General features: G+C 34.2%; 24 protein-coding genes. 16 read left to right on the top strand and 8 right to left on the bottom strand.

All coding sequences use genetic code 11. The features are described from left to right. The first annotated feature begins 15 nt into the window (after nucleotides 1-15). The 4 genes from rfbC (at nucleotide 16) to BA768_RS04275 (ending at nucleotide 4,344) form a co-directional block, all read left to right on the top strand. Nucleotides 16-561 carry a dTDP-4-dehydrorhamnose 3,5-epimerase gene (rfbC, locus tag BA768_RS04290; protein WP_065719882.1) on the top strand — a complete coding sequence of 182 codons (546 nt, stop codon included), beginning with the start codon at nucleotides 16-18 and terminating at the stop codon, nucleotides 559-561. Nucleotides 562-647: 86 nt separating this feature from the next. After that, complete coding sequence (locus tag BA768_RS04285) at nucleotides 648-2,036, top strand: exopolysaccharide biosynthesis polyprenyl glycosylphosphotransferase (RefSeq protein WP_065719835.1); 1,389 nt, start codon at nucleotides 648-650, stop codon at nucleotides 2,034-2,036. A gap of 120 nt (nucleotides 2,037-2,156) precedes the next feature. Next, a complete protein-coding gene (gene rimO, locus BA768_RS04280; protein ID WP_065719834.1) occupies nucleotides 2,157-3,458 on the top strand; it encodes a 30S ribosomal protein S12 methylthiotransferase RimO in 1,302 nt (433 codons plus the stop codon). 514 nt (nucleotides 3,459-3,972) lie between these two features. Then, nucleotides 3,973-4,344, top strand: coding sequence for a septal ring lytic transglycosylase RlpA family protein (locus tag BA768_RS04275; protein ID WP_047478964.1), 372 nt, complete (start codon nucleotides 3,973-3,975; stop codon nucleotides 4,342-4,344). 56 nt (nucleotides 4,345-4,400) lie between these two features. Here BA768_RS04275 and BA768_RS04270 read toward each other — a convergent pair whose 3' ends face one another. The 3 genes from BA768_RS04270 to BA768_RS04260 form a co-directional block, all read right to left on the bottom strand. Continuing rightward, entirely contained in the window at nucleotides 4,401-5,165 is a 765-nt protein-coding gene (locus BA768_RS04270) for an exodeoxyribonuclease III (RefSeq protein WP_065719833.1), read from the bottom strand. 65 nt (nucleotides 5,166-5,230) lie between these two features. Next, nucleotides 5,231-5,929 (bottom strand): ribosomal protein L7/L12, encoded by a 699-nt coding sequence (locus BA768_RS04265; RefSeq protein ID WP_065719832.1) that lies wholly within the window; start codon nucleotides 5,927-5,929, stop codon nucleotides 5,231-5,233. 116 nt (nucleotides 5,930-6,045) lie between these two features. Continuing rightward, nucleotides 6,046-7,590: a bifunctional response regulator/alkaline phosphatase family protein gene (locus BA768_RS04260; RefSeq protein ID WP_034674552.1), complete on the bottom strand. Its 1,545-nt coding sequence runs from the start codon at nucleotides 7,588-7,590 to the stop codon at nucleotides 6,046-6,048. Nucleotides 7,591-7,848: 258 nt separating this feature from the next. On the opposite strand from BA768_RS04260, the gene BA768_RS04255 reads away from it, so the two are divergent. From BA768_RS04255 to BA768_RS04220, 8 genes are all read left to right on the top strand, one after another. Then, the gene (locus BA768_RS04255) at nucleotides 7,849-9,054 is read left to right on the top strand and encodes an HD domain-containing protein (RefSeq protein WP_065719831.1); all 1,206 of its coding nucleotides are present in this window, start codon (nucleotides 7,849-7,851) and stop codon (nucleotides 9,052-9,054) included. Between the two features lie 111 nt (nucleotides 9,055-9,165). After that, entirely contained in the window at nucleotides 9,166-10,197 is a 1,032-nt protein-coding gene (lpxD, locus tag BA768_RS04250; protein ID WP_034674555.1) for a UDP-3-O-(3-hydroxymyristoyl)glucosamine N-acyltransferase, read from the top strand. Continuing rightward, complete coding sequence (locus BA768_RS04245; protein ID WP_034674557.1) at nucleotides 10,190-11,587, top strand: bifunctional UDP-3-O-[3-hydroxymyristoyl] N-acetylglucosamine deacetylase/3-hydroxyacyl-ACP dehydratase; 1,398 nt, start codon at nucleotides 10,190-10,192, stop codon at nucleotides 11,585-11,587. Before lpxD ends, BA768_RS04245 begins: the two co-directional genes overlap by 8 nt. Continuing rightward, a complete protein-coding gene (gene lpxA / locus BA768_RS04240) occupies nucleotides 11,588-12,376 on the top strand; it encodes an acyl-ACP--UDP-N-acetylglucosamine O-acyltransferase (RefSeq protein ID WP_034674559.1) in 789 nt (262 codons plus the stop codon). A gap of 77 nt (nucleotides 12,377-12,453) precedes the next feature. After that, nucleotides 12,454-13,017: an elongation factor P gene (efp, locus tag BA768_RS04235; protein WP_034674561.1), complete on the top strand. Its 564-nt coding sequence runs from the start codon at nucleotides 12,454-12,456 to the stop codon at nucleotides 13,015-13,017. A 300-nt stretch (nucleotides 13,018-13,317) separates the two neighbouring features. Further along, nucleotides 13,318-14,220, top strand: a complete 903-nt coding sequence (locus BA768_RS04230) for an LpxD N-terminal domain-containing protein (RefSeq protein WP_065719830.1) — start codon at nucleotides 13,318-13,320, stop codon at nucleotides 14,218-14,220. Between the two features lie 91 nt (nucleotides 14,221-14,311). Beyond that, on the top strand, nucleotides 14,312-15,184 hold the full coding sequence (gene sucD / locus BA768_RS04225; RefSeq protein ID WP_034674564.1) for a succinate--CoA ligase subunit alpha: 873 nt from the start codon (nucleotides 14,312-14,314) through the stop codon (nucleotides 15,182-15,184). Nucleotides 15,185-15,200: 16 nt separating this feature from the next. Beyond that, on the top strand, nucleotides 15,201-15,878 hold the full coding sequence (locus BA768_RS04220) for a porin family protein (protein ID WP_065719829.1): 678 nt from the start codon (nucleotides 15,201-15,203) through the stop codon (nucleotides 15,876-15,878). Nucleotides 15,879-15,959: 81 nt separating this feature from the next. Here BA768_RS04220 and BA768_RS04215 read toward each other — a convergent pair whose 3' ends face one another. The 3 genes from BA768_RS04215 to BA768_RS04205 form a co-directional block, all read right to left on the bottom strand. Continuing rightward, nucleotides 15,960-17,270 carry an ABC transporter permease gene (locus BA768_RS04215; RefSeq protein ID WP_065719828.1) on the bottom strand — a complete coding sequence of 437 codons (1,311 nt, stop codon included), beginning with the start codon at nucleotides 17,268-17,270 and terminating at the stop codon, nucleotides 15,960-15,962. 4 nt (nucleotides 17,271-17,274) lie between these two features. After that, on the bottom strand, nucleotides 17,275-18,186 hold the full coding sequence (locus tag BA768_RS04210) for an ABC transporter ATP-binding protein (protein ID WP_034674570.1): 912 nt from the start codon (nucleotides 18,184-18,186) through the stop codon (nucleotides 17,275-17,277). A 101-nt stretch (nucleotides 18,187-18,287) separates the two neighbouring features. Beyond that, complete coding sequence (locus BA768_RS04205; RefSeq protein ID WP_065719827.1) at nucleotides 18,288-18,638, bottom strand: T9SS type A sorting domain-containing protein; 351 nt, start codon at nucleotides 18,636-18,638, stop codon at nucleotides 18,288-18,290. Between the two features lie 119 nt (nucleotides 18,639-18,757). On the opposite strand from BA768_RS04205, the gene hemB reads away from it, so the two are divergent. Beyond that, nucleotides 18,758-19,747, top strand: coding sequence for a porphobilinogen synthase (gene hemB, locus BA768_RS04200; protein ID WP_065719826.1), 990 nt, complete (start codon nucleotides 18,758-18,760; stop codon nucleotides 19,745-19,747). Nucleotides 19,748-19,891: 144 nt separating this feature from the next. Here the strand turns inward: hemB and BA768_RS04195 are convergent, their stop codons facing one another. Continuing rightward, a complete protein-coding gene (locus BA768_RS04195) occupies nucleotides 19,892-20,620 on the bottom strand; it encodes a hypothetical protein (RefSeq protein WP_034674573.1) in 729 nt (242 codons plus the stop codon). 163 nt (nucleotides 20,621-20,783) lie between these two features. On the opposite strand from BA768_RS04195, the gene BA768_RS04190 reads away from it, so the two are divergent. From BA768_RS04190 to BA768_RS04180, 3 genes are all read left to right on the top strand, one after another. Continuing rightward, entirely contained in the window at nucleotides 20,784-21,353 is a 570-nt protein-coding gene (locus BA768_RS04190) for a cob(I)yrinic acid a,c-diamide adenosyltransferase (protein WP_034674575.1), read from the top strand. After that, a complete protein-coding gene (locus BA768_RS04185) occupies nucleotides 21,343-21,972 on the top strand; it encodes a thiamine diphosphokinase (RefSeq protein ID WP_065719825.1) in 630 nt (209 codons plus the stop codon). The genes BA768_RS04190 and BA768_RS04185 overlap by 11 nt, the downstream gene beginning before the upstream one ends. A 150-nt stretch (nucleotides 21,973-22,122) precedes the next feature. Then, nucleotides 22,123-23,517: a decarboxylase gene (locus tag BA768_RS04180; protein ID WP_034674577.1), complete on the top strand. Its 1,395-nt coding sequence runs from the start codon at nucleotides 22,123-22,125 to the stop codon at nucleotides 23,515-23,517. A 112-nt stretch (nucleotides 23,518-23,629) separates the two neighbouring features. On the opposite strand, the gene BA768_RS04175 is transcribed toward BA768_RS04180, so the two are convergent. After that, nucleotides 23,630-24,292 carry an HAD family hydrolase gene (locus BA768_RS04175; RefSeq protein WP_065719824.1) on the bottom strand — a complete coding sequence of 221 codons (663 nt, stop codon included), beginning with the start codon at nucleotides 24,290-24,292 and terminating at the stop codon, nucleotides 23,630-23,632. Nucleotides 24,293-24,532 lie beyond the last annotated feature (240 nt).

Genomic DNA, 24,532 nt, shown 5'->3' with positions numbered 1-24,532 from the left:
GAAACACTTGTCAAAATGAAAATAAAATCTACCCCACTTAAAGACTGCTACATTATCGAACCAACTGTTTTTAAAGACGACAGGGGTTACTTTTACGAAAAATTCAATGAACAAAAATTTGAAGAACTTACAGGAATGAACGGCCATTTCGTTCAGGATAATATTTCAAAATCGAGTTACGGTGTTCTTAGAGGGCTTCATTTACAAAAAGGAGATAATGCGCAGGCGAAATTAGTCTCTTGTCTGGAAGGTAAAGTTCTTGATGTAGCAGTAGATTTACGTGAAGATTCTCCTACATTCGGAAAATGGTTTTCTTTATTACTTACAGATGAAAACAAACTGCAGCTGTATATTCCAAGAGGTTTCGGGCACGGTTTTTCGGTTCTGAGCGAAACTGCTGTTTTTTCATATAAATGTGATAATTTTTATGATAAAGCTTCTGAGGGCGGAGTATTATGGAATGATACGGATCTAAATATTGATTGGAAACTACCAACCGAGGATATTATTTTGTCGGAAAAAGATAAAATTTTACCATCGTTTGCTTTAAAAAATTTTTAATATATTAGAATTTTAATAAAAGCTGAAGATTTGATGATTAAGTTTAGTTTTACTAACTAACTTTCAAATCTGCGAATGGTGATTGTATGTTAGCTTATTTTTTTAAACATTTACCTAGAATTTTTTTGATAATTGATTATATTCTTATCAATAGTCTTTTTATTTTCGGAAAATTGTATTTTTTTCAGTTTAATCAAAAAGACTTCTCCCAAGAATATAAAGTACAGCTTATTCTTCTAAATATTTCATGGTTTGTCATCTGTTTTATTATAAAACCATATAAAAGTCTTAAAGTAAAAGAGTCTTCACTGCATTTCAATGCTTTGACCAAAGTTTATTTTCTTTTTATCTTAGCTACCGCAATCTTTCTCAGTTTAATTTTTGCTGTAAATATTAACTATCGAAATGTAATTTTTTACTTTTTATATCTCGGCTTTTTAATAACTCTTACAAGACTTTTATTGTTTTTATATAGAAAAAAAAACAGAGTCAAATTAGGTAGGATGTTTTATTCTTTCAATACAGTCTTAGTAGGAGAAAACAGATTATCTACCTCAATATTATCAAATAATGATCTGAGAAGAGTTATAGGAATAAGAGGAACTTATACGCCCCTAAATAATGAAACTAAAAACAAATATTTGGGTGGTATTGAACAATTATTCTATGACTTGGAAAATACCAAAATAAATAATATTATATTTTGTGATGATAGTATTGAAGTTGAGGTTTATAAAAAAATTGTTGATATTGCAGAACATAAAATGATAAGAATTTATATGGTTCCAGATTTTAAGTATGCTAATTTAGGACCTAATTATTTTGACGTTATTCATGAGATTCCATTTCTTAAGTTAATTAGAGAACCTCTTTCGAATCCTAAAAAACAAATTTTAAAAAGATCATTTGACATAGCTTTCTCATTGTTTGCCATTATATTTTTATTGTCTTGGTTGATACCATTAGTTGCTCTAATTGTAAAAATTGAAAGTAATGAATCTGTTTTTTTTCTACAGAAGAGATCAGGGCTTAATAATGTTCCGTTCAATTGTATGAAATTCCGAAGTATGAAAAGCAATAAAAATGCTGATCATCAAACTGCAAAAAAAAATGATTCCAGGATAACAAAGTTTGGAGCGTTTATGCGTAAAACCAGTATCGACGAATTACCTCAATTTATTAATGTTCTTCTTGGTGAAATGTCAGTTGTAGGACCAAGACCACATATGCTGTCTCAGACAGAAATGTATTCTAAGATTACAAGAAAATATATGACCAGACACATTGTGAAACCTGGAATTACAGGTTGGGCACAGGTGATGGGTTCCAGAGGAGAAATATTTTCGCATCAGGATATGGAAAAAAGAATAGAGAAAGATGTTTGGTATATTCAGAACTGGTCTTTCTTTTTAGATATGAAAATTATATTTCTTACCTTATATAATATCGTGAAAGGAGACGATCAGGCTTATTAATCTAAAAAAATTGTTTATAATGAATCTAAATAGAGAACCGAATCTGCCGGTTCTTTTTTTATGCGTAAATTTGCAGCCACAAAAATTACTGATTACTAATTACTTATTATTCAATATAAAATGCGCACAAAATCTGTAGGTAAAAAGAAGATAAATATCGTAACATTAGGTTGTTCCAAAAACGTTTACGATTCTGAAGTGTTGATGAGCCAGCTGAAAGCCAACGGAAAAGAAGTTGTGCACGAAGACAGAGGTGATATTGTCGTGATTAATACTTGCGGATTCATCGATAATGCAAAAGAAGAATCGATCAATACCATTCTTGATTTCGTTGAGGCAAAAAACAGAGGTGAAGTTGAAAAAGTTTTCGTTACGGGATGTCTTTCCGAAAGATATAAACCGGATTTAATTAAAGAAATTCCAGATGTTGACCAATATTTCGGAACGAGAGATCTTCCAATCTTGTTAAAACATTTAGGAGCAGATTATAAGCATGAATTGGTTGGTGAAAGATTAACAACCACTCCAAAACATTATGCTTACCTTAAAATCTCTGAAGGTTGCGACAGACCTTGTTCGTTCTGTGCGATTCCTTTGATGAGAGGAGGTCACGTTTCTACGCCGATTGAAAAATTGGTTAAAGAAGCTCAGAAACTGGCAAAAGTTGGAGTAAAAGAATTAATTCTTATTGCTCAGGATTTAACCTATTACGGTTTAGATATATATAAGAAGAGAGCTTTAGGTGAACTTTTAAAAGAATTGGTAAAAGTAGAAGGTATCGAATGGATTCGTCTTCATTATGCTTTCCCAAGTGGTTTCCCTGAAGATGTTTTAGATATCATCCGCGAAGAACCGAAAGTTTGTAATTATATCGATATTCCGCTTCAGCATATCAATTCAGATTTATTGAAATCAATGAAACGTGGAACGACTCACGAAAAAACAAATGCTTTATTAGATAAATTCAGAGAAAAAGTTCCGGATATGGCCATCAGAACGACTTTAATTGTTGGTTATCCAGGAGAAACTGAAGAAAGATTCCAGGAATTGAAAGAGTGGGTAAGAGAGCAGAAATTCGACAGATTGGGATGTTTCACTTACTCTCATGAAGAAAACACTGGAGCCTACGTTTTGGAAGACGATATCGCACAGGAAGTAAAAGAAGCGAGAGTTGAAGAAATCATGGAATTGCAGTCACAGATTTCTTGGGATAAGAACCAGGCAAGAATCGGAGAGGTTTATAAATGTATCTTCGATAGAAAAGAAGGTAATTACTTCGTGGGTCGTACAGAATACGATTCTCCGGATGTAGACAATACCGTTTTGGTTTCAGCAGAGAATACTTACATTTCAATCGGAGATTTTGCTAATGTTAAAATTACTTCAGCAGAAGAATTCGATCTCTACGGAGAACTTGTATAGGTAAATTATAAGAGTAAAACCAATGATTTTTCATTGGTTTTTTTATTTTAGTTAAAATAGCAGGAAATTTTTTAGTTAAATCTTTGATAGAGATATTGCCCAAATTCTTTTCCTGCCGAAAATATTGAAATCAAAACAACCATTAATACAAGTACAAGCAGGATTTTATTGTTTTTTAATTTTCACATAACCTTTTCTGTTTTCTTAATAAGTTAATAGATATTTGAAGAAGTTTCAGTCAATTTGATAAATTTTGCATTTTGTTTAAATGTTTGATTTTCAGATTGTTTTACTTTTTTACATCTCTTAATTCTGCTGCGATTAGTTAATTGTGTTAACTTTTATAGTGTTTTTTTAACGTTTTTTAACACTATGCTTTAAAATCCCTATTTATAGGAAGTTACAAGAATAATTAAGTTTTATTTAAGTTTTATTTAATGTTTGTTAACATTTAAAATAGGTAGCTAATAAGTTTCCGTATACTTTTGCCTCGTCAAACAAGTAAAAGTTCAACATGATGAAAAGATTCATTCTCGTAATCATAATGATGATTTCAACCTTTAGTGTTTATTCATTTTCGAATAACGCTACAGATGCGAAGAAAACAAGTTATGCATCGTACTACCACGATAAATTTAACGGTAGAAAAACAGCCAGCGGAGAAGTTTTTGATAATTCAAAACTTACTGCGGCACACAGAACGCTTCCTTTTGGTACTGAAATTAGAGTAACGAATCTGAACAATGGAAAAGAGGTAATTGTAACGGTTAATGATAGAGGGCCTTTCCATTCATCAAGAGTTTTAGATATGTCTAAAGCCGCGTTCGATGAAATCGGGAATATCGATAGAGGTACTATCCCGGTGGAATATGAAATTGTCGATTAATTTATGATTTAAATTAAAGAAAAATCCAGTTGAGAAATCAACTGGATTTTTTGTTTTTATAGATGAAATTCTAATAAAGCCGGACAATGATCAGAATGTACCGCTTCTTTTAAAATCACCGCTCTTGAAAGTTTATCCTTTAAAGTATAAGATGCAAAATTATAATCGAGTCTCCATCCTTTATTATTGGCTCTGGAATTTTGTCTGTAGCTCCACCATGTGTAATTGTCGGGCTCGTTATTAAAAAGTCTGAAGCTGTCAATCAATTCGCATTCTTCAATAAAATTAGTCATCCACTCTCTTTCCATCGGTAAAAAACCAGAAGTGTTCTTCAGACCAACCGGATTATGAATATCAATTGCCTGATGACAGATATTAAAGTCTCCTGAAATAATAAGGTTTGGAATTTCTTTCTTTAAATTTTTAATGTACTCTAAAAAGTCATGGCAAAACTGCATTTTAAAATCCAGTCTTTCAATGTTTGATGCAGAAGGAACATAAACTGAAATCACAGAAAATCCGTCAAAATCTGCACGGATAATTCTTCCCTCATTGTCATAGCTTTCAATTCCGCAACCGTATTCTACGTGATTCGGCTTTGTTTTAGAGGCAATTCCGACACCGCTGTAGCCTTTTCTTACGGCAGAATGCCAATAACTGTAATAGCCGATTTTTTCAAGGCTTTCGATGTCAATCTGATCGTTTCCTGCTTTGCTTTCCTGAATGCAGATAATATCGGGGTCTGCAGTTTTCAGCCAGCCTAAAAAATCTTTTGTAAAAGCAGCTCTGATTCCGTTGACGTTGTAGGTAATTAGTTTCATATTTAAATTATACTCTTTATAATCTTTATAGTTTAAGAATTAAAATTAATATCAAGATTTATTGTTTAATTGTTAGAACTGAAAAAATAAATAACCAGCATGATAAGGCAAAACAAAACGAAAAATAAAATCCATTTTCCAAAAGAATTAGTTTCTACGAAGAGATTGCTTTTTTTCTGAGGGATAGGATGTTTCCCGTTAAGAAATTCTGTTTCATATTGAAGAAGTTCTGGTTTATTTCCAAGCATTTTTTTTGCTTTTTCCCAATTCGGATCATTCGGATAGATTATTTTTCCGGGATTGCTACCTTCTTTCATTTTTACGGTAATCTTTCCATTAATGTTGGTCATTTTTACGCTGATATTAGAAAAATTTTCTATTGCTTCAGGATTAAATGTAGTTTCTTTATTTTGAATGCTTTCTACAAAGTTTTTTGCATTGTGCAATCCCATTCCGGTATTGTCGATCAACAGTTTTATAGCTTCTAATTTTTTGTTTTGTTGTAAAAGTGTGTTGATTTCTTCTCCGATATTATTTTTCTGTAATATTTCATTCGTGGAAACGCTGGATACATGATTGAAATTTTGTGCTGAACTGAAAGGAAATCTGCTAATATTATCAACAAGATCCTTAGATTCTTTCAGGCCCAACCCTGTTTTATCCTTTACTAATTTTATGGCAGAGATCATTTCGTTTCTCTGTATTAATTCCTGTACAGAGGTAAGAATATTGTGTTTTTGCAATAAGATTTCGTCATCGGTCATGGTTGGAAAATTATTTTCGGTAATTTACAAAATATAAAAAATTCCGGCGGGAAAAATCGAAGATTTTTCCCGCCGGAATTAAAGTTTTTAATAAGCAATCAGCTAAAAGCAAAAAGTTATTTCGGTTCAAGAACACTAATAGGAATAATACATTCCTCCAAAGAAATTCCGCCGTGCTGATAGGTTTCTTTGTAATAATTTACAAAATGATTATAATTTTTAGGATACGCTAAAAAGATATTATTCTTTGCGAAAATATATTTGGAGCTTAAATTTCCTTTCGGTAAAAACAGTTTTTCAGGATTTGTAACTGCCCAAACGTCACCATCGTCATAAGTCAGACTTTTTCCGGTTTTATAACGGATGTTGGTTGATGTTTCTCTGTCACCGACAACGCGGCTTGGTTTTTTTACATAAACCGTTCCATGGTCGGTTGTAATAACTAATTTGAATCCGCTTTCTGCAGCTAATTTAATGATCTTTAGTATTGAAGAATTCTCAAACCAGTTCATTGTCAAAGATCTGAAGGTTTTATCATCTCTGATTAGCTGATCAACAATATGATTGTCGGTCTTAGCGTGAGAAAGAATATCGATAAAGTTGTAAACAATCACCAAAAGATCATTGTTTTTATGCTGATTGAAGTCATCATAGATTTTTCTTTCAAAATCGGCATTCAGAACTTTAAGGTACTTCATCGATTTTGAGCTTAAACCAACTCTTTTCATCTGATCTTCCAGGAAATCACGCTCAAATTCGTTTTTATTTCCTTCCTCATTATCGTTAAACCATTTATCAGGAAAACGTTTTTCAATTTCTGAAGGTAAAAGTCCGGCAAAGAAAGAGTTTCTTGCGTATTGAGTCGCTGTTGGAAGAATACTGTAATAATAATCTTCAGATACCTTATTATAATGCTTGGTAAACAAAGGTTCGATTACTTTCCACTGATCGTATCGTAGGTTGTCGATCATTAAAAGCAAAACTTTTTCTTTTTCCATCTCCGGTTTTACTTTATCTTTAAATAAAGTATGGCTCATCATCGGTTTTTCTGAGCCATTTAGCCAGTCTTCGTAATTATTTTCAATAAATTTTGCAAACTGAATATTCGCTTCCTCTTTCTGCGATTGCAAAAGATCTGCAAATTCGTTATCGGTCACTTTATCAAATTTAAGTTCCCAGTTCACTATTTTTTTATAATATTCAGCCCAATCCTGATAGGTTCTTAAATAAGAAAGCTCCATCGAAAGATTTCTGAATTCCTGCTGATACTGAAGAATTGTTTTTTGCTCTACAAGATTATCTTCCTGAAGATTTTTCTTTAATGAAAGCAAAATCTGGTTCGGATTTACAGGCTTCAGAATATAATCTGAGATCTGCGACCCGATTGCTTCTTCCATGATATGCTCTTCTTCGCTTTTGGTAACCATCACGATTTTCAGAGAACTGTCTTTTTCTTTGATCATCGGAATGGCTTCAAGGCCGGAAATTCCCGGCATATTTTCGTCGATTAATGTTAAATCAAATTTTTCTGAGTCAATCAGTTCCAAAGCCTCATTCACATTGTTTACCGGAGTTACATGGTAACCTTTCTTTTCGAGGAAAACAATATGAGGTTTTAGTAAATCTATTTCATCATCAATCCATAATATTTTGTCTGACATACAAGTTTATTTTTTATGCGGATTATAGTATCAAAACTTTGACCAAAACTTGGTAAAATCTCCCAATTTAATGAGCTGAAAAGTTAAATCTTAGTTAAAGGTTTTCGATCAATATTCAATCCTGAATTATTCTATGAAGATAAGATAAATACTGCGATTTTTAAACAAATTTTAATCTTTATATTTCAAATAATAATTGTCTGTTTTCTTTGAATTGACATTAAAAACTTAATTTTGCAATTGTCTCACAATACTTCCATGCAGAATAAGCTTAAAATTATCAACGATCCGGTACACGGTTTTATCAAAATTCCTCACGAAATCTTATTTGATGTTATCGAACATCCCTATTTTCAAAGATTAAGAAGAATTTCGCAGACCGGACTTTTAAATTTAATTTTTCCGGGTGCAACGCATACGAGATTTCACCATGCTATCGGTGCAATGCATCTGATGTTTACCGCTTTGGAAACATTAAAACAGAAAGATGTTGAAATTTCTCCTGATGAAGAAAAAGGCGCCATGTTGGCAATTCTGATGCACGATATTGGTCACGGTCCGTTTTCGCACGCTTTAGAAAGTATGTTAATGGATGATTGGCATCATGAAAATCTTTCCTTATTATTAATGAACAGATTAAATGATGAGTTTAATGGTGAGTTATCAACGGCGATTGAGATGTTTCAGGGGAAATATCACAGAAAGTTTTTTAATCAGTTAATCAGTTCGCAACTGGATGTAGACCGGTTGGATTATTTGAACAGAGACAGCTTTTTTACGGGAGTTTCAGAAGGAAATATCAATACACAAAGGATTATTTCGATGATGAACGTTTGCAAAGAAGAATTGGTTATCGATGCGAAAGGCGTTTATTCAATTGAGAACTTCCTTACTGCAAGAATGTTTATGTATTGGCAGGTTTATTATCATAAAACTTCCGCTTTGGCAGAATTTATTTTGGTTAAAATTTTAGAAAGAGCAAAATATCTGGCTTCTGAAGGCGTCGATTTGCCTGCAACCGAAAATTTAAAATATTTTTTACACAGAGGAAAAAGCGCTGCAACCGATGAAGATGTTGAACGTTTTACGCAACTTGATGATAATGATGTGATTCAGGCAATGAAGTTGTGGCAGAAATCTGATGATTTTATCTTGTCTTATTGGTGTCAATGTGTCATTCAGCGAAATCTTCCTAAAACCATTATTTCGTCACATCCTTTTGATGAAAATTTTATTGATGAAAAAATAAGAAATACAAACGAATTTTTCGGAATCGATAACGGAAAAGAACTGGTGCACGAAATTACAAGAAGTCTTCTTCCTTATAATACAGAAAAACAGCCGATTTATCTGTTACAGAAAAGTGGTGAAGTTCTGAGGTTAGACGAGTCGGAAGATCAGCTTTTGTCAGGATTGATCGTTCATAAAACCAAAAGATATATTCTTACTTTCCCAAGATTATAATAAGATTTTCTCTTACACTTTCAAGATTGATGTGTGATTTTTTCTTAAATAAATACTAAAATCTATATTCCAAATGTTTGCGAATAAGAGAATTTCTTATCTTTGCAGAATATGGAATTTACAGCTTCGCAAATTGCAAGTTTTATCAACGGAAAAATTATAGGCGACGAAAATGCGCTTATTACCGGCGTTTCACCGATCGAAAGCGGGGAATCCGGTCATCTTTCCTTTGTTGCGCAGGATCGTTTTGCGCATCACTTAGATACTTCAAAATGTTCGGTACTTATTGTTACCGAGACGCTTATCAATAAAGATCAATATAATCCTACCATTATCGCTGTAAAAGATGCTTATCTTTCTTTTCAGATTTTAATGAATCTTTATCAGGAAATGCAAGGCAGAAAAGAGGGTATTGAAGATGGCTCTTCGATTCACGAAACTGCCGTAATCGGAGATAAAGTATATATCGGAGCGTTTACTTATGTATCAGAAAAAGCAAAAATTGGTGAAGGTTCACAGGTGTTTCCTCAGGTCTACATTGGTAAAGGAGTGAAAATTGGTAAAAACTGTAAGATCGACAGTGGTGCTAGAATTTATGATTATTGCATTATCGGAGATAATTGTGTGATACACTCCAACACCGTTATAGGTGGTGATGGATTTGGTTTTCAGCCGACTCCTGAAGGTTTTCAGAAGATTCCTCAGCTGGGAAATGTTATTATTGAAGATGATGTGGAAATCGGTTCAAACTGTAGTATCGACAGAGCAACAATTGGTTCTACGATGATTGGCAAAGGTACTAAAATAGATAATCTGATCCAGATTGCACACAACGTAAAAATCGGAGCTAACAATGTCATTGCTGCTCAGGCAGGAATTGCAGGTTCTACAACCATCGGCGACTGGAATCAAATTGGCGGTCAGGTCGGAATTGTAGGTCATATAAAAATCGGTAATCAGGTGAAAATTCAGGCGCAGAGTGGAGTAAACTCAAGCGTTAATGATAAAGAAACCGTGTATGGTTCACCTGCGATTAGTTACAACGACTATCTTAGAAGCTACGTGCATTTCAGGAACCTTCCTGAACTTGCGAAAAGAATAAATAATCTTGAGAATAACTCAAAAGATCATACTAATGAGTGATATGCAAAAAACCCTTCAGGAAGAAGTTACTCTTTCCGGAATTGGTCTTCATACTGGTAAAGAAGTAAAATTAACCATTAAACCTGCGAAAGAAAATACAGGTTTTGTTTTCGTAAGAACAGATTTGGAGGGGCATCCTCAGGTCGAAGCTGATGTTAATTACGTTGTAGCAACAGAAAGAGGAACGACATTAGAAAAATTAGGTGTTAAAATCAATACTTGTGAGCACCTTTTGGCTGCTTTGGTAGGTTGCGATATAGATAACGCAATTTTAGAGATGAATGCTTCTGAACCACCAATCTTAGATGGTTCATCAAAATTTTTCGTAGAAGCTATCGAAAGTGTTGGTGTTGTAGAACAAACTGTTGCAAGAGAATATCTTGTTGTAAAAGAAGTGTTGAGCTATAGCGATCCCGCAACAGGCTCAGAAATTACAATCATCCCTTCAGATACGTATGAAGTGACTACAATGGTAGATTTCGGGACTAAAGTTTTAGGAACTCAAAATGCTACATTAAAAAATATTTCAGAATTTAAAGAAGAAATTTCTTCTGCAAGAACATTCAGCTTTTTGCACGAATTGGAAATGCTTCTTGACCACGGTTTGATAAAAGGTGGAGATATTTCTAATGCAATTGTATATGTTGATAAAGATTTAACTCCAGAAACAACCGAAAAATTAAAAACAGCCTTTGGTAAAGACCACGTGTCAATAAGACCAAATGGAATTTTAGATAATTTAACTCTAAACTTTCCGAACGAAGCTGCAAGACACAAATTATTGGATGTAATCGGTGATTTGGCTTTATGCGGAGTTAAAATTAAAGGTAAAATTATAGCCAACAAACCAGGACATTTTGTAAATACCCAGTTCGCTAAAAAGCTGAATCGTCAGTGGAAATTACAGAGAAAGAAAAACGTTCCTGATTTTGATTTAAACAAAGAACCGGTTTTTGATATCAACGGGATTATGAGATTAATGCCGCATCGTTATCCGTTTTTATTGATTGACAAAGTTCTTGAGCTTTCAGATACCCATGTTGTAGGTTTAAAGAATGTAACGTTCAACGAACCGTTTTTCGTTGGCCATTTTCCTAAAGAACCGGTTATGCCAGGAGTTTTACAGGTTGAAGCTTTAGCTCAGACAGGTGGGATTTTAGTTTTGGCGAGCGTTCCGGATCCTGAAAACTATTCGACTTACTTTATTAAAATTGACAAGGTTAAATTTAAAAGAAAAGTAATACCTGGAGACACTTTAGTTTTCAAAATTGAATTGATAACACCAATCAGAAGAGGTATTGTTCACATGCAGGGTTACGGATATGTAGGAGATACTGTTGCTGTAGAAGCAGAACTAATGGCTCAAGTTGCAAAAAATAAAATTGATTAAATGATTCATCAATTAGCGGCCGTAGATAAACGTGCAAAAATTGGCAAAAATGTAGTGGTAGAACCTTTCACAACAATTGCTGCAGATGTAGAAATTGGTGAAGGTACATGGATAGGGTCTAACGTAACCATTATGGATGGTGCAAGAATCGGAAAAAATTGTAAAATTTTCCCTGGAACTGTAATTTCTGCAATTCCTCAGGATTTGAAGTTTGAAGGAGAAGATACACAGACGATTATTGGAGATAATACAACCTTGAGAGAATGTGTTACCGTAAATAAAGGGACAAAAGCTTTAGGATATACCAAAGTAGGAGAAAACTGTCTGATTATGGCAACTTCCCACGTAGCGCACGATTGCATTATCGGAAATAATGTGATCATTGCAAACGGCTGCGGTATTGCCGGTCACGTTGAAATCGGCGACTTTACAGTGATGGGAGGTCTTTCTGCCATTCAGCAATTCGGTAAAATCGGAAAACACGCAATGGTTTCAGGAGGATCACTGGTGAGAAAAGATATTCCGCCTTACATTAAAGTAGGTAGAGAGCCCATTTCTTATGCCGGAATTAATTCTGTAGGTTTAAGAAGAAGAGGTTTTACTAATGATAAGATTTTCGAAATTCAGAAAATTTACAGATATATCTTCCAGATGAAAATGAACGTTACCCAAGCATTAATTCATATCGAAAAAGAAATGCTTCCGACCGCTGAAAGAGATGAGATTTTAGAATTTATCAAAAACTCTCCTGGAGGTATTGTAAAGGGATACGGAACAGGAAAAGAATAATTTAGAATAAAAAATAACTATAAAAAAAATCGAGTTTATAGATTCAAACTTTAAACCCGAAACTTTAAACCAAAAGTATGGCAACAAGTAACGATATCAGAAAAGGTCTTTGCATCGAGTACAGCAACGATATTTTTAAAGTAATCGAATTTCTTCACGTAAAACCAGGAAAAGGTCCTGCTTTCGTAAGAACAAAACTAAAATCGGTAACCAACGGTAAAGTGATCGACAATACTTTCTCTGCAGGTCACAAAATTGATGAAGTAAAGGTGATCACAAGAAAATTCCAGTATCTTTATGATGATGAGAACGGTTTCCACTTTATGAATAACGAAGATTTTTCTCAATTATATTTAAACAAAGACATGATTGAAAACTCAAACCTGATGAAAGCGGGTGAAGAAGTGACAATCATTCTTAAAGAAGTTGATGAAACTCCACTTTCTGCAGAATTGCCGCAGTCAGTTTATCTTGAAGTTGTAGAAGCAGATCCTGGAGTAAAAGGAAATACAGCAACAAATGCTCTGAAAAATGCAATCGTTGAGACAGGAGCAAGAGTAATGGTTCCTTTGTTCATCGAGCCGGGAGACAAAATCAAAGTGAGCACAGAAGACGGTTCTTACCTTGAAAGAGTAAAATAAAATAGCAGGAAGCTGGAAGCATGAAGTTTCCAGCTTTCTTATTATAAAAGCTTTTCGATATTGTTCGGGAGCCTTTTTTATTTTTATGGCAGCAATTTCCGTCTTCCACTCCCGCTTTTTTGCTACACTTTGTTTCGCAAAAAGAGCTCCGTTCAAGCCGGGCTGCAATGTACACAGAAAAACAAATTTTGTCAAGTTTTCTGATCTTGGCAAAGTTAATTTAAGTAAAGCATCATTAGAAACCTTGTTAAGTTTTTAAACTTTGACAAGGTTAATTTAAAACAAACATCATTTAAAAATATGACGTTTCATCAGCCACAAAAACTTAAAACAATTGCTGATCTCATCGGAGCAAAATTTATCGGCTCTGAAGATTTCGAAGTTTTGGGAACCAACGAAATTCATCGTGTAAAAGCAGGAGAAATCGTTTTCGTCAATCATCCAAAATATTACGAAAAAGCACTGAATTCTGCTGCAACCATTATCTTAATCGATAAAGAAGTAGAATGCCCCGAAGGAAAAGCGCTTCTTGTTTCAGACGATCCTTTCAGAGATTTCAATAAAATCAATACGCATTTTACAAGAATTTACAATTTCACGGAGACCCTTCATGATGTTGAAATAGGAGAGGGTACGAAAATTCATCCTTCCGCGGTCATCGGAAATAATGTAACCATCGGAAAAAACACTTTAATTTTCCCAAATGTAGTTATCGGGGACAGAACGATTATTGGAGATAATGTGGTGATCCAGTCCAATACCGTTTTAGGTGGTGATGCTTTCTATTACAGAAAACTGAACGGAAATTTCGACCGTTTGATTTCGGTGGGAAATGTCATTATTGAAAACAACGTAGAAATCGGAAACGGCTGTACCATCGACAGAGGAGTTACAGATTCTACAATTATCGGTGAAGGTTCGGTCTTAGATAATCAGATTCAGATTGGTCATGATACAGTTATCGGAAAAAAATGTCTCATCGCTTCTCAGGTTGGTGTTGCAGGGTGCTGTATCATCGGTGATGAGGTAACTTTATGGGGACAGGTGGGGATCGCTTCAGGAAATAATATTGAAAGCGGTTCTGTGCTTTTAGGTAAAACAGGAGTCAACCGTGACCTTAAAAAAGGAACGTACATCGGAATGTTTGCCGAAGATTATAAAACTTACCTGAAAAAAGAGGTGAAATTGAGAAATCTTGAGTAAACAAATTGCTCTGATTTATTTAAAATCAAAGAAAAATAAGTAAATTTGTGAGCAATAATAAAATAAGAAAATAAATTTAAAAAACAATAAAATGTCAATTTTAGTAAACAAAGATTCTAAAGTAATTGTACAAGGATTTACTGGTAACGAAGGTACTTTCCACGCAGGTCAGATGATTGAGTACGGAACAAACGTAGTAGGTGGAGTTACTCCCGGAAAAGGAGGAAGCGAGCACTTAGGAAAGCCGGTATTCAACACTGTTGCTGATGCTGTATCTAAAGCTGGAGCAAACGTAAGTATTATTTTCGTACCACCTGCATTTGCTGCAGACGCTATCATGGAAGCTGCTGAAGCAGGTATTAAAGTGATCGTTTGTATTACTGAAGGTATTCCTGTTGCAGATATGGTAAAAGTAAAATCTTATATCGCAGACAGAGAGTGCAGATTAATCGGGCCAAACTGTCCTGGAATCATCACTTCTGAAGAAGCTAAAATTGGTATTATGCCAGGTTTCGTTTTCAAAAAAGGTAAAGTAGGTATTGTTTCAAAATCAGGAACTCTTACTTATGAAGCTGCTGATCAGGTGGTAAGAGCTGGTTACGGTATTTCTACTGCAATCGGAATCGGTGGTGACCCAATTATCGGAACTACAACTAAAGAAGCTTTAGAATTGTTCATCAACGACCCGGAAACTGAAGCGGTTGTAATGATCGGAGAAATCGGTGGTGGTCTTGAAGCTGAAGCTGCAAGATGGTATAAAGCTAGTGGTTCTACGAAGCCTGTTGTAGGTTTCATCGCTGGACAAACTGCTCCTAAAGGAAGAACAATGGGTCACGCTGGAGCAATTGTTGGTGGTGCAGAAGATACAGCTCAGGCAAAAATGGAAATCATGAGAGAAAACGGTATCAACGTAGTAGATTCCCCTGCTGACATCGGTGCTACCGTAGCAAAAATCTTAGGATAATTAAAACAAGCATAATATGAAAAAAATTTTATTAACATCCGCGTTGGCTTTTTCTGTTTTATCATTCGCCCAGATTGATTTAAGAAACACAAGATTTGGTCTTACAGCAGGTGGAAACTATTCCAGAGTAAAGAATGCGCATAATCCTTCGGGACCAAGATTTACTTTTCAGGCAGGTGTATTGGCATTAATTCCGATGGGAGGTGCAGATCAGTTTTATCTGCAGCCGGAGGTTACCTATTATGGAGCCGGTGAATCGGGAAAAGATAAAAATGCTAAAGGAGTAGATGGTTATGATGCTGTATATGCTAATGACTATCTAAGTGTTCCAATTTATTTCAAAGGGTATTTTTCTGAAGCAGAATCAGAATTCTTTGGATTAATTGGTCCGAGATTCAATTTCTTATTGAATCAGACTACAAAAAATGCTCCTGTAGGCAGACCTTATTACGATCCTGATGTAACTGATCCTGATTATCCGCAGATAAGTGGTAAAGCGAACAGCTTCAACTTTGCAGTAGGTGTTGGAATAGGATATAGCTATAAAAGACAGTTAGAACTAGCTTTAAAATATGATTTTGGTATATCCAATACATATCCGAAGCTTGTTGAGAGCTTTACTCAAGATCCTAATACAGCTAAAAAGAAATCTGAACAGGTTCTTAGTTTAACGTTAAGCTATATTTTCGAATAAAATTTTTTCGTTACAATAAAAAATTCCGGAACTCAGTTCCGGAATTTTTATTTTTTATTTTTGATGAAATATCATTTTATTTTAACTTCTTATCCATTTCCAGATTTCTTTCATCGTCGCTTTATTTCCGTACATTAAAATTCCTACTCGGTAAATTTTTCCTGCTAAAAAAATCATAAAGAAAGTCGTTCCAGCCAGCAAAGCAATAGACAAAGCAATTTGCCAAGCAGGTACTCCGAAAGGAATTCTTGCCACCATCGCAACAGGTGAAGTGAAAGGAATTATAGACATCCAGAATCCGACAGGTCCGTCAGGATTGTTGATGACTGAAATACTTCCATACATCCCTAAAGTAAGCGGAAGAATCGCAAATAAAGTAAATTGCTGCGTTTCCGTTTCATTATCAACTGCAGAGCCGATTGCAGCATAAACAGAGCTGTAAAACATATATCCTAAAAGGAAAAATATGATAAAAACAAAAATAATTAAAGGGAAATTCATTTCTAACAAACTGTGAGAAATCTGTGTCGCCATTTGTCCAACATCAAGTTTGCTCATCAATTCTTCATTCCCGCCCGGAATATTTTTCTGAAGTGACGAAAATCCGGTATTCAAAATCAGAGCTCCGGCTACAGACATCGTAATCCAAACGATAAACTGAGTTAAAGCAACTAAAGTAACTCCCAAAATTTTTCCCATCATCAATTCAAAAGGTTTTACAGAAGAAATAATAATCTCAACCACACGGTTGTTTTTCTCTTCCAAAACGCTTCTCATTACACGAACACCATAAATTAAAATAAACATGAATGTTACATACATTAAGATCATGCTCATTGCACTTTTAATTCCGAATGCTAAATCAGAATCTTCTTTATTGTCTTCTGAAACGTTAATGGTTTTTAAAGTGAAACTTTTATCTAAATTTTCAAGCTGTGCCTGCTGAATTCCAAGTTGCTTGATTTTTTCTTTTTTGATAACATTGGTAATATCCGAGATAATTTGCTGTTTCGTATCAAAACCAATTTTGGTGTTGACAACCAGTCTTGAACCTTTCTCAATATTATCAAGATCATTACCGGATAAAGCAGGAAGTATCAGAATACCATCCAAATTCTCATTTCCTTTTAGATTTTTAACTTTAGACTGCTCTTCAGCAGCCGGAATAAATACATAATTGATTTTTTCGTCAGATTTAAGCTGTCCTCTAAATAATCCGCTGTTATCAACCACTTCAATAATGTTGTGCGACTCATTAGCTTTAAACATAAAACCAATCACTGCCCCAAAAGCAATAATCATTAAAGGAGCCAGCAAAGTGAGTATAATGAAAGACTTTTTCTTAACCTGTGTAAGAAATTCTCTTTTTGTAATTAAAAAAATATTGTTCATAAAATTAAGAGTGATTGCTTACTGCATTAATAAATACTTCATTCATGCTCGGAATTCTTTCGTCGAATGATCTTACTTTTCCAACGTTCACCAGATCTAGAAGAATATTATTCTGATCTGCTTCGTTTTTAAGATCAAAAGAAATCAGATTATTTTCATTGGTAATATTAAAAATTCCATATTTATCTTTAAATTGATCAAACTGATAATCATTGATTTCAGATAAAGTAACTCCAAAAATATTCTTCTTGAATTTTTCACGAACGTCAAAAACTCTACCATCGATAATCTTTTTTGAATTGTTGATCAATGCAACATAATCACACATTTCTTCCACGCTTTCCATTCTGTGGGTGGAGAGAATGATGGTGGTTCCGTTATTTTTAAGTTCGATGATCTGATCTTTAATTAAATTGGCATTTACAGGATCAAAACCAGAAAAAGGTTCATCAAGAATTAAAAGATGGGGTCTGTGAAGCACTGTTACCACAAACTGTATTTTCTGGGCCATCCCTTTTGAAAGTTCAGAGAGCTTTTTCTTCCACCATTGATCGATATTTAGCTTGTCAAACCATTTTTTTGCTTCATTCAAGGCATCATTTTTTTTCATCCCTTTCAGCTCCCCAAAATATAGAATCTGGTCACCGACACTCATGTTTTTATAAAGACCACGTTCTTCCGGCATATAACCGATGTCCTTAATATGATTGGGATTTAGTTTTTCTCCGTTGATTAAAACTTCTCCCGAATCGGCCTGTGTAATTTGATTGATAATTCTGATGAAAGAGGTTTTACCCGCTCCGTTGGGTCCGAGAAGACCGTAGATACTTCCTTTCGGAACGTGGATGCTAAAATCATCCAATGCAGTTTTTTTTCCTGCATTGTAGGTTTTAGTAATATGTTCAGCTTTTAGCATTAAAAATTGTTTTTTACAATTAGTATAAAAATATTCCGAAAGTTACGGAATTGAGAATTTAGCTAAAAGAAAAAATCCTGATGTTGATCAGGATTTGTATATTATTGTTTTACTATTTGAGTAACTTTTTGCGTGTTGTCACTTAGAATATATCTTATAAGATATTTTCCGGGTTTTAGTTTCTGGATATTGATCTCGGCACTATTGTTATTTACCGCATAATTAGCAACCTGAGTTCCTAATATAGAATAGAACGAAACATTTTTTATTTTCAATGAAGAATCTTTAGCTTTCACCATCAAAAAGTCTTTTGCTGGATTCGGGTATGCAGTAAGCACACCATCATCTGACTTCTGAGAGTTCGAAGTTGGCTCTTTTATTTGCGCTTTTAAATTATCGGAAAAGCCGATAGAAGCTGCAATAAAGATAAATAAAAGTAAAAGTTTTCTCATCAACGTATAGTTTGCTTAAATATTACTAACAAAAATAATAAATTCTATAATTCTCTGCAATAGTTTTTTGTAGAACTTATATTAAATTTGCAATAAATTATTCAAAAAGTATTCCAAAGATGATATATTCTAGAAACAGAAGACTAAGAGTGAATGAATCGATGAGAGGTTTGGTGAGAGAATGCAGTCTTTCAGTCAATGATTTTGTAATGCCAATTTTCGTAATGGAAGGCGAAAACAAGCAGGAAGCCATTGCTTCTATGCCCGGAATTTTCAGGCGAAGCATTGATCTAACCGTAAAAGAATGTAAAGAATTATTTTCTTTAGGTGTAAAAGCGGTCAATCTTTACATGAAAGTTTCTGATCATTTAAAAGATAATACCGGAAAAGAAGCGTGGAATAAAGATGGATTAATGCAAAATACCATTAAAGCAATCAAAGATGCAGTTCCTGAAATGGTAATTATGCCCGATGTAGCTTTAGATCCATACTCAATTTACGGCCACGACGGGATCATAGAAAACGGAAAAATCATTAACGATGCAACCAACGAAGCTTTGGCAAGAATGGCTGTATCACACGCAGAAGCCGGAGCTGACATTGTGGCGCCAAGTGATATGATGGATGGCAGAGTTTTGGCAATTCGTGAAGCTTTGGAAGAAAGCGGCTTTCATGATGTAGGAATTCTGAGTTATGCCGCAAAATACGCAAGTTCGTTTTACGGGCCTTTCAGAAGTGCTTTAGACAGTGCTCCAAAAGACAACATGGAAATTCCGAAAGATAAAAAGACCTATCAGATGGATTTTCACAATTCCCGTGAAGCTTTGAATGAAGTTTTTAAAGACGTGGAAGAAGGCGCAGATATTATCATGATTAAACCCGGACTTCCTTACCTGGATATTGTTGCAAAGGTTCGTGAAGCGATCGATCTGCCTATTGCGGTTTACAATGTAAGTGGCGAGTATGCCATGTTGAAAGCTGCGGCTCAAAACGGCTGGCTTGATAATGATAAAGCTATTATTGAAAGTTTAACATGCTTCAAAAGAGCAGGAGCAGATATGATTTTCACATATGCTGCGAAAGAAGCTGCAATGCTTTTAAATAAGTAACATTTACCACAGAAGTCACAAAAGCTTTTTAAAAGTTTTCAAGCTATACAAATAAAAGTTCACATAAGTTTTCAAAGAATGGCTAATGTGAACTTTTTTATTTCTAAAATTAAAATCACTTATTTTGTGATTTTTTCGGATAAATTATTCTACATCAAAATCTTTTCCCTTTACAAATTTAGCGGCAAAAGGAGCCTGGTTTCCGGAATATTTTAATACGAAATGTTTTTTGGTATCGGTGTCAACTTTTGCTTCTACATTCACATTGGTTGTCTGGAAACTTACATCCAAACCGACTCCCGATTCTTTTTCAAGAAAAATCTCTACACTTTCAGCATAAAATAAAGAGGCGCTCAAGTAATTAAACTTTACATTTTTTCGGTACGTTTTAGATTTCGATTGAGTGAAAGCAGAATAGCTCTGAAGAATTTCAATTCCGGGCGGATCGATGTTTGTAATCCTTGATTTTGTAACGCCGTTTACCCGAACAGAAAAATTTTTAGCCTGATTGATATTCCCGTTAATACCGATGTTAAATAAGGAGGGTAAAGCCAGGCCATATTCAATCATACTGTCTTTTGTAAATTCAAAATCGGGTATCAATGCAGAATGTTTGGTGACACTCATCAGTTGATTTTTGATGTCAATAAGCTTTTGACCTGAAAAAAGATAGCCGATAAGATTATTATTGGTCGTGCGCCAGTTTCTGCCGTTCCATTCGTAGATTTCGCACAATAAAGTGTCTGCAGAAGAATGGGGAAGAAGATCAATATCCTGCCATTTGAAAACTTCCTTTGCATAAGGTCTTCTGTTGACAAGATTTATTCCTAAATCAAGCGCCATTAATTCGCTGAGCTGTTGATTGGTTGCCATATTTAATATTTAATGATTGGTGTTTTAAAATTATGAAATTATTCAGATTTCTGAGCATTAAATTTTAAGTTAAAAAAAAATCTGCTGCGAATTACAGTGATAATTAAAATTTAACTAGCTAAAATCATTTGTCAGCATAATTTTAAAAAAGTAATTTAGGCCTATGAAAATTTACACCAAAACAGGAGACAAGGGTCAGACCGCTTTGTATGGCGGAACAAGAGTGTCGAAAGCCAGTGCAAGAGTTGACAGCTATGGAAATATTGATGAGTTGAATTCGTTTATAGGAATTTCAAAAAGTCATATTGAGGATGAAGAAGTTTTAAAACAGCTGAAAAAAATTCAGTTCGATTTGTTCACGGTAGGTTCTGAAGCCGCAACTCCTGTGGATAAATTGATGTTGGCCAACGGAAAATCTCGTCTTCCCTTAATTATTTCTGATACGGAAATTGAAGAATTGGAAAACTGGATGGATGCTTTTGAAGAAAAATTAGAACCGCTTCAATATTTTATTCTTCCCGGTGGTGGTAAATCGGCGACTTTTTTACATGCAGCCCGTACAATTTGCCGAAGAGCAGAGCGTTCTTTGGTTTTTTTGAATGAATCTGAAGAAGTGCGTCCTGAACTGATTAAATATCTGAACCGACTTTCAGATTACCTTTTTGTTCTGGCAAGATATATTTCGAAAATCAATAACGAGCCTGAAGAATACTGGAATCCGAATGAAAGATAAAGTATTACTCTTCATCAACGGAGATGCTCCGAAATCTTTCCCAGACTTAGAAAATTATAGCCTGATTGCCTGTACAGATGGCGCTTTTCACTATTTAAAAGACTTAGATTTTCCTTTAGATAAGCTTGATTTTATTTCCGGTGATTTTGATTCTCATTCAGGTTCGGATGAAAATATTTATCACGAAAAATTTATTCATACTCCGGATCAGGAACGAACAGATTTTCATAAAGCTTTAGAAATTATTCTTGAAAAAGGTTTTGATAATGTTGATGTTTTCGGTGGAAGTGGTGGAGAACAGGATCATTTTTTGGGTAATCTTACGGTAGCTTTTGGTTTTAAAGATCAGATGAATATTCAGTTTTATGACGAATTTTCAGAGTATTATTTCATTCCAAAATTGTTTTTGGCAAAGAAAATGAAAGGTAGAATTGTATCGTTATATCCTTTTCCTTTTGCAGAAAATATTATCACAAAAGGTTTGCAATGGCCTCTTGATAATGTGAATGCAGATATGACAAAAGATATGATGATCAGAAATTTTGCGGTGAAAGATCATGTTTCTATAGAATATCAGAAAGGAGACCTGCTTTTTTTTGCAGGGAAGAAAAGGATGTAAATTCAACATACAGAATACGTTAAGAAAATCTGTTTTTCATAAATAAATATCATTTTTATTTTTAGGTTTAAATATAAACTTTAAGAAAAATTTAAACTAAAAAATCAAACTTTTTTAGCAATTTTGCATTCTTAATTCACTTGTTAGAAAATGAAAATAAAATACTCGGAACTTATTGATCAGACATTGTATTTTCCAACGGAAGAATTCAATGTTTCTGAGAACAATTTGTTGTTTCACGATATTCCTTTGATGGAAGTTGTTGAAAAGTTTGGAACTCCTTTAAAGGTAAGTTACCTCCCGAAGATTTCTCAAAATATTCAGAAAGCAAAAGGCTGGTTCAAGGAAGCTTTTGAGAAAATTGATTATAAAAAAAGCTACAGATATTGCTACTGTACAAAATCCAGCCATTTCAAATTCGTTATTGAAGAAGCATTGAAAAATGATATTTCTATCGAAACGTCTTCTGCATATGATATGGATATTGTAAAATCTCTTTTCGGTGAAGGAAAAGTTGATAAAAATATTGAAGTAATCTGTAATGGTTTTAAAACTGATGATTATCTGGCTAAAATTTCAGACATGATCAATAATGGTTTTGAAAATATTACGCCAATTCTGGATAATTACCGTGAATTGGATAAGCTTACAGAAAGCATCGATACCACTTTTGACATCGGAATCAGAATTGCTTCTGAGGAAGAACCGAAATTCGAATTTTATACCTCTAGATTAGGAATCGGTTACAAAGACATTATTCCTTACTATAGTCAGAAAATTGCAGAACATCCGAATGCAAGACTGAAAATGCTTCACTTTTTCATTAATACCGGAATCAAAGACACGGCGTATTATTGGAATGAATTGTACAAATGTCTTCGTGTTTATGCACGTTTGAAGAAAATTGCTCCCGAAGTTAATTCACTGAATATCGGTGGTGGTTTCCCAATCAAAACTTCGTTGAATTTTGATTACGATTACCAGTATATGGTGGAAGAAATTGTTTCTCAAATCAAAAAATTCTGCGAAGAAGAAGGGGTTGAAGAACCGAATATTTATACAGAATTTGGAAGTTTTACCGTAGGAGAGAGTGGTGCAAATCTGTATAAAATTATTTCTCAGAAACGTCAGAACGACAGAGAAAAATGGAATATGATCGATTCATCTTTCATGACAACGCTTCCTGATACCTGGGCGATTTCAAGACACTTTATCATGCTTCCGCTAAATCGTTGGGAAGATTCTTACGAAAGAGTTTTCTTAGGAGGTTTAACCTGTGATTCTGATGATTACTACAATTCTGAACAGCATACCAACGCCATTTATCTGCCTGTTTTCAGTGATACAAAACCTTTATACATAGGGTTTTTCCACACCGGGGCTTATCAGGAAACAATTGGTGGCTATGGTGGAGTTCATCACTGTCTGATGCCGCAACCAAGACATATTCTGATTCAGAAAGATGAGAACGGCGAGTTTCAATATGAAATTTTCAGAGAAAGACAGGAGCCGGACGATATTTTGAAGCTTCTTGGTTATAAATAATATCTGATGTTTCAATAGAAATGGGCTTTAGCCCGTTTTAAAATACAAATAAATTCAAATGGCTTTAGCCAAAATGTATAAAAATAGCTCTCATAATTTTGAGAGCTATTTTTTAATTAAAATGATGAGAAATTTTATCAATTTCCAGTTCAGAATAATCTGAAAGCACAATATTCGCCAAACTATAATCCTGATTATGTGTGTGTAGACTTTTATAAGCTGCACAAAAAATATGGGCTCTGTGTGCTGCCAAAATCCCATTAGTGGAATCTTCGATAACCATGCAGTTTTCAATTGGCTCATTGGCTAATTTTGCGGCAAGCTGGAAAATTTCAGGATGAGGCTTTGATTCCGTCAAATCGGCACCGCTAATTTTTCCGATGAAGTATTTTTCCAGTCCGAATTTTTCAAAAACCATATTGATGGTCGTCATCGTTGCGGAAGAAGCGAGAATTAATTTAATATTGTTTTGATAATAATGTTCAATCAATTTTCTGACCCCTGAAATTAAATCAAATTCAGCATCGTTGTAAAAATAATCCTTGAAATGTGCTCTTTTGATGGCTGCAATATCTTCGTATGATTGAGAAAGTCCGAAAGTCTGAATTAAAGTTTCGCAAACTTTTTTTGTAGAAGCACCGGTAAACGAAGTGTAAAGTTCTTCAGAAACATCGGCATTTAGTTCTTTAAATGTTTTGAAATAAGCTTTTCTGTGCAGTGGCTCTGTGTCAACAATTACCCCATCCATATCGAAAAGCACAGCTTTTAAGGACATATTTTTTAAATTTTTGCAAAGTTAATAAATTTGGCTGGAAGCTTGAAGCTAGATGTTGGAAGCTTAGCTTCGGTGAAAAACAGATTTAGTTATTTTAATCTGCGTAATCTCCAAAATCTGCGAGAATTTTTAAATTTAATACTATCTAAAATCGAGAATTAATTTCACCATAAAAACTTCCAACTTCCGTCATCCATCATCTATCTTTCATTATCTTTGCAAAAATCATTTAATTCTAAA

Origin of the sequence: Chryseobacterium sp. CBo1 (assembly GCF_001693475.1) — a bacterium.
Lineage (GTDB): Bacteria > Bacteroidota > Bacteroidia > Flavobacteriales > Weeksellaceae > Chryseobacterium > Chryseobacterium formosense.
The sequence above is the reverse complement of the archived record's forward strand: the minus strand, read 5'-3'. Positions and strand labels throughout refer to the sequence as shown.

Excerpts from the sequence above, each read along its gene's own strand:
- rfbC (WP_065719882.1), top strand. The coding sequence starts at position 16 with ATGAAAATAAAATCTACCCCACTTAAAGACTGCTACATTATCGAACCA.
- BA768_RS04285 (WP_065719835.1), top strand. The coding sequence starts at position 648 with ATGTTAGCTTATTTTTTTAAACATTTACCTAGAATTTTTTTGATAATT.
- rimO (WP_065719834.1), top strand. The coding sequence starts at position 2,157 with ATGCGCACAAAATCTGTAGGTAAAAAGAAGATAAATATCGTAACATTA.
- BA768_RS04275 (WP_047478964.1), top strand. The coding sequence starts at position 3,973 with ATGATGAAAAGATTCATTCTCGTAATCATAATGATGATTTCAACCTTT.
- BA768_RS04270 (WP_065719833.1), bottom strand. The coding sequence starts at position 5,165 with ATGAAACTAATTACCTACAACGTCAACGGAATCAGAGCTGCTTTTACA.
- BA768_RS04265 (WP_065719832.1), bottom strand. The coding sequence starts at position 5,929 with ATGACCGATGACGAAATCTTATTGCAAAAACACAATATTCTTACCTCT.
- BA768_RS04260 (WP_034674552.1), bottom strand. The coding sequence starts at position 7,590 with ATGTCAGACAAAATATTATGGATTGATGATGAAATAGATTTACTAAAA.
- BA768_RS04255 (WP_065719831.1), top strand. The coding sequence starts at position 7,849 with ATGCAGAATAAGCTTAAAATTATCAACGATCCGGTACACGGTTTTATC.
- lpxD (WP_034674555.1), top strand. The coding sequence starts at position 9,166 with ATGGAATTTACAGCTTCGCAAATTGCAAGTTTTATCAACGGAAAAATT.
- BA768_RS04245 (WP_034674557.1), top strand. The coding sequence starts at position 10,190 with ATGAGTGATATGCAAAAAACCCTTCAGGAAGAAGTTACTCTTTCCGGA.
- lpxA (WP_034674559.1), top strand. The coding sequence starts at position 11,588 with ATGATTCATCAATTAGCGGCCGTAGATAAACGTGCAAAAATTGGCAAA.
- efp (WP_034674561.1), top strand. The coding sequence starts at position 12,454 with ATGGCAACAAGTAACGATATCAGAAAAGGTCTTTGCATCGAGTACAGC.
- BA768_RS04230 (WP_065719830.1), top strand. The coding sequence starts at position 13,318 with ATGACGTTTCATCAGCCACAAAAACTTAAAACAATTGCTGATCTCATC.
- sucD (WP_034674564.1), top strand. The coding sequence starts at position 14,312 with ATGTCAATTTTAGTAAACAAAGATTCTAAAGTAATTGTACAAGGATTT.
- BA768_RS04220 (WP_065719829.1), top strand. The coding sequence starts at position 15,201 with ATGAAAAAAATTTTATTAACATCCGCGTTGGCTTTTTCTGTTTTATCA.
- BA768_RS04215 (WP_065719828.1), bottom strand. The coding sequence starts at position 17,270 with ATGAACAATATTTTTTTAATTACAAAAAGAGAATTTCTTACACAGGTT.
- BA768_RS04210 (WP_034674570.1), bottom strand. The coding sequence starts at position 18,186 with ATGCTAAAAGCTGAACATATTACTAAAACCTACAATGCAGGAAAAAAA.
- BA768_RS04205 (WP_065719827.1), bottom strand. The coding sequence starts at position 18,638 with ATGAGAAAACTTTTACTTTTATTTATCTTTATTGCAGCTTCTATCGGC.
- hemB (WP_065719826.1), top strand. The coding sequence starts at position 18,758 with ATGATATATTCTAGAAACAGAAGACTAAGAGTGAATGAATCGATGAGA.
- BA768_RS04195 (WP_034674573.1), bottom strand. The coding sequence starts at position 20,620 with ATGGCAACCAATCAACAGCTCAGCGAATTAATGGCGCTTGATTTAGGA.
- BA768_RS04190 (WP_034674575.1), top strand. The coding sequence starts at position 20,784 with ATGAAAATTTACACCAAAACAGGAGACAAGGGTCAGACCGCTTTGTAT.
- BA768_RS04185 (WP_065719825.1), top strand. The coding sequence starts at position 21,343 with ATGAAAGATAAAGTATTACTCTTCATCAACGGAGATGCTCCGAAATCT.
- BA768_RS04180 (WP_034674577.1), top strand. The coding sequence starts at position 22,123 with ATGAAAATAAAATACTCGGAACTTATTGATCAGACATTGTATTTTCCA.
- BA768_RS04175 (WP_065719824.1), bottom strand. The coding sequence starts at position 24,292 with ATGTCCTTAAAAGCTGTGCTTTTCGATATGGATGGGGTAATTGTTGAC.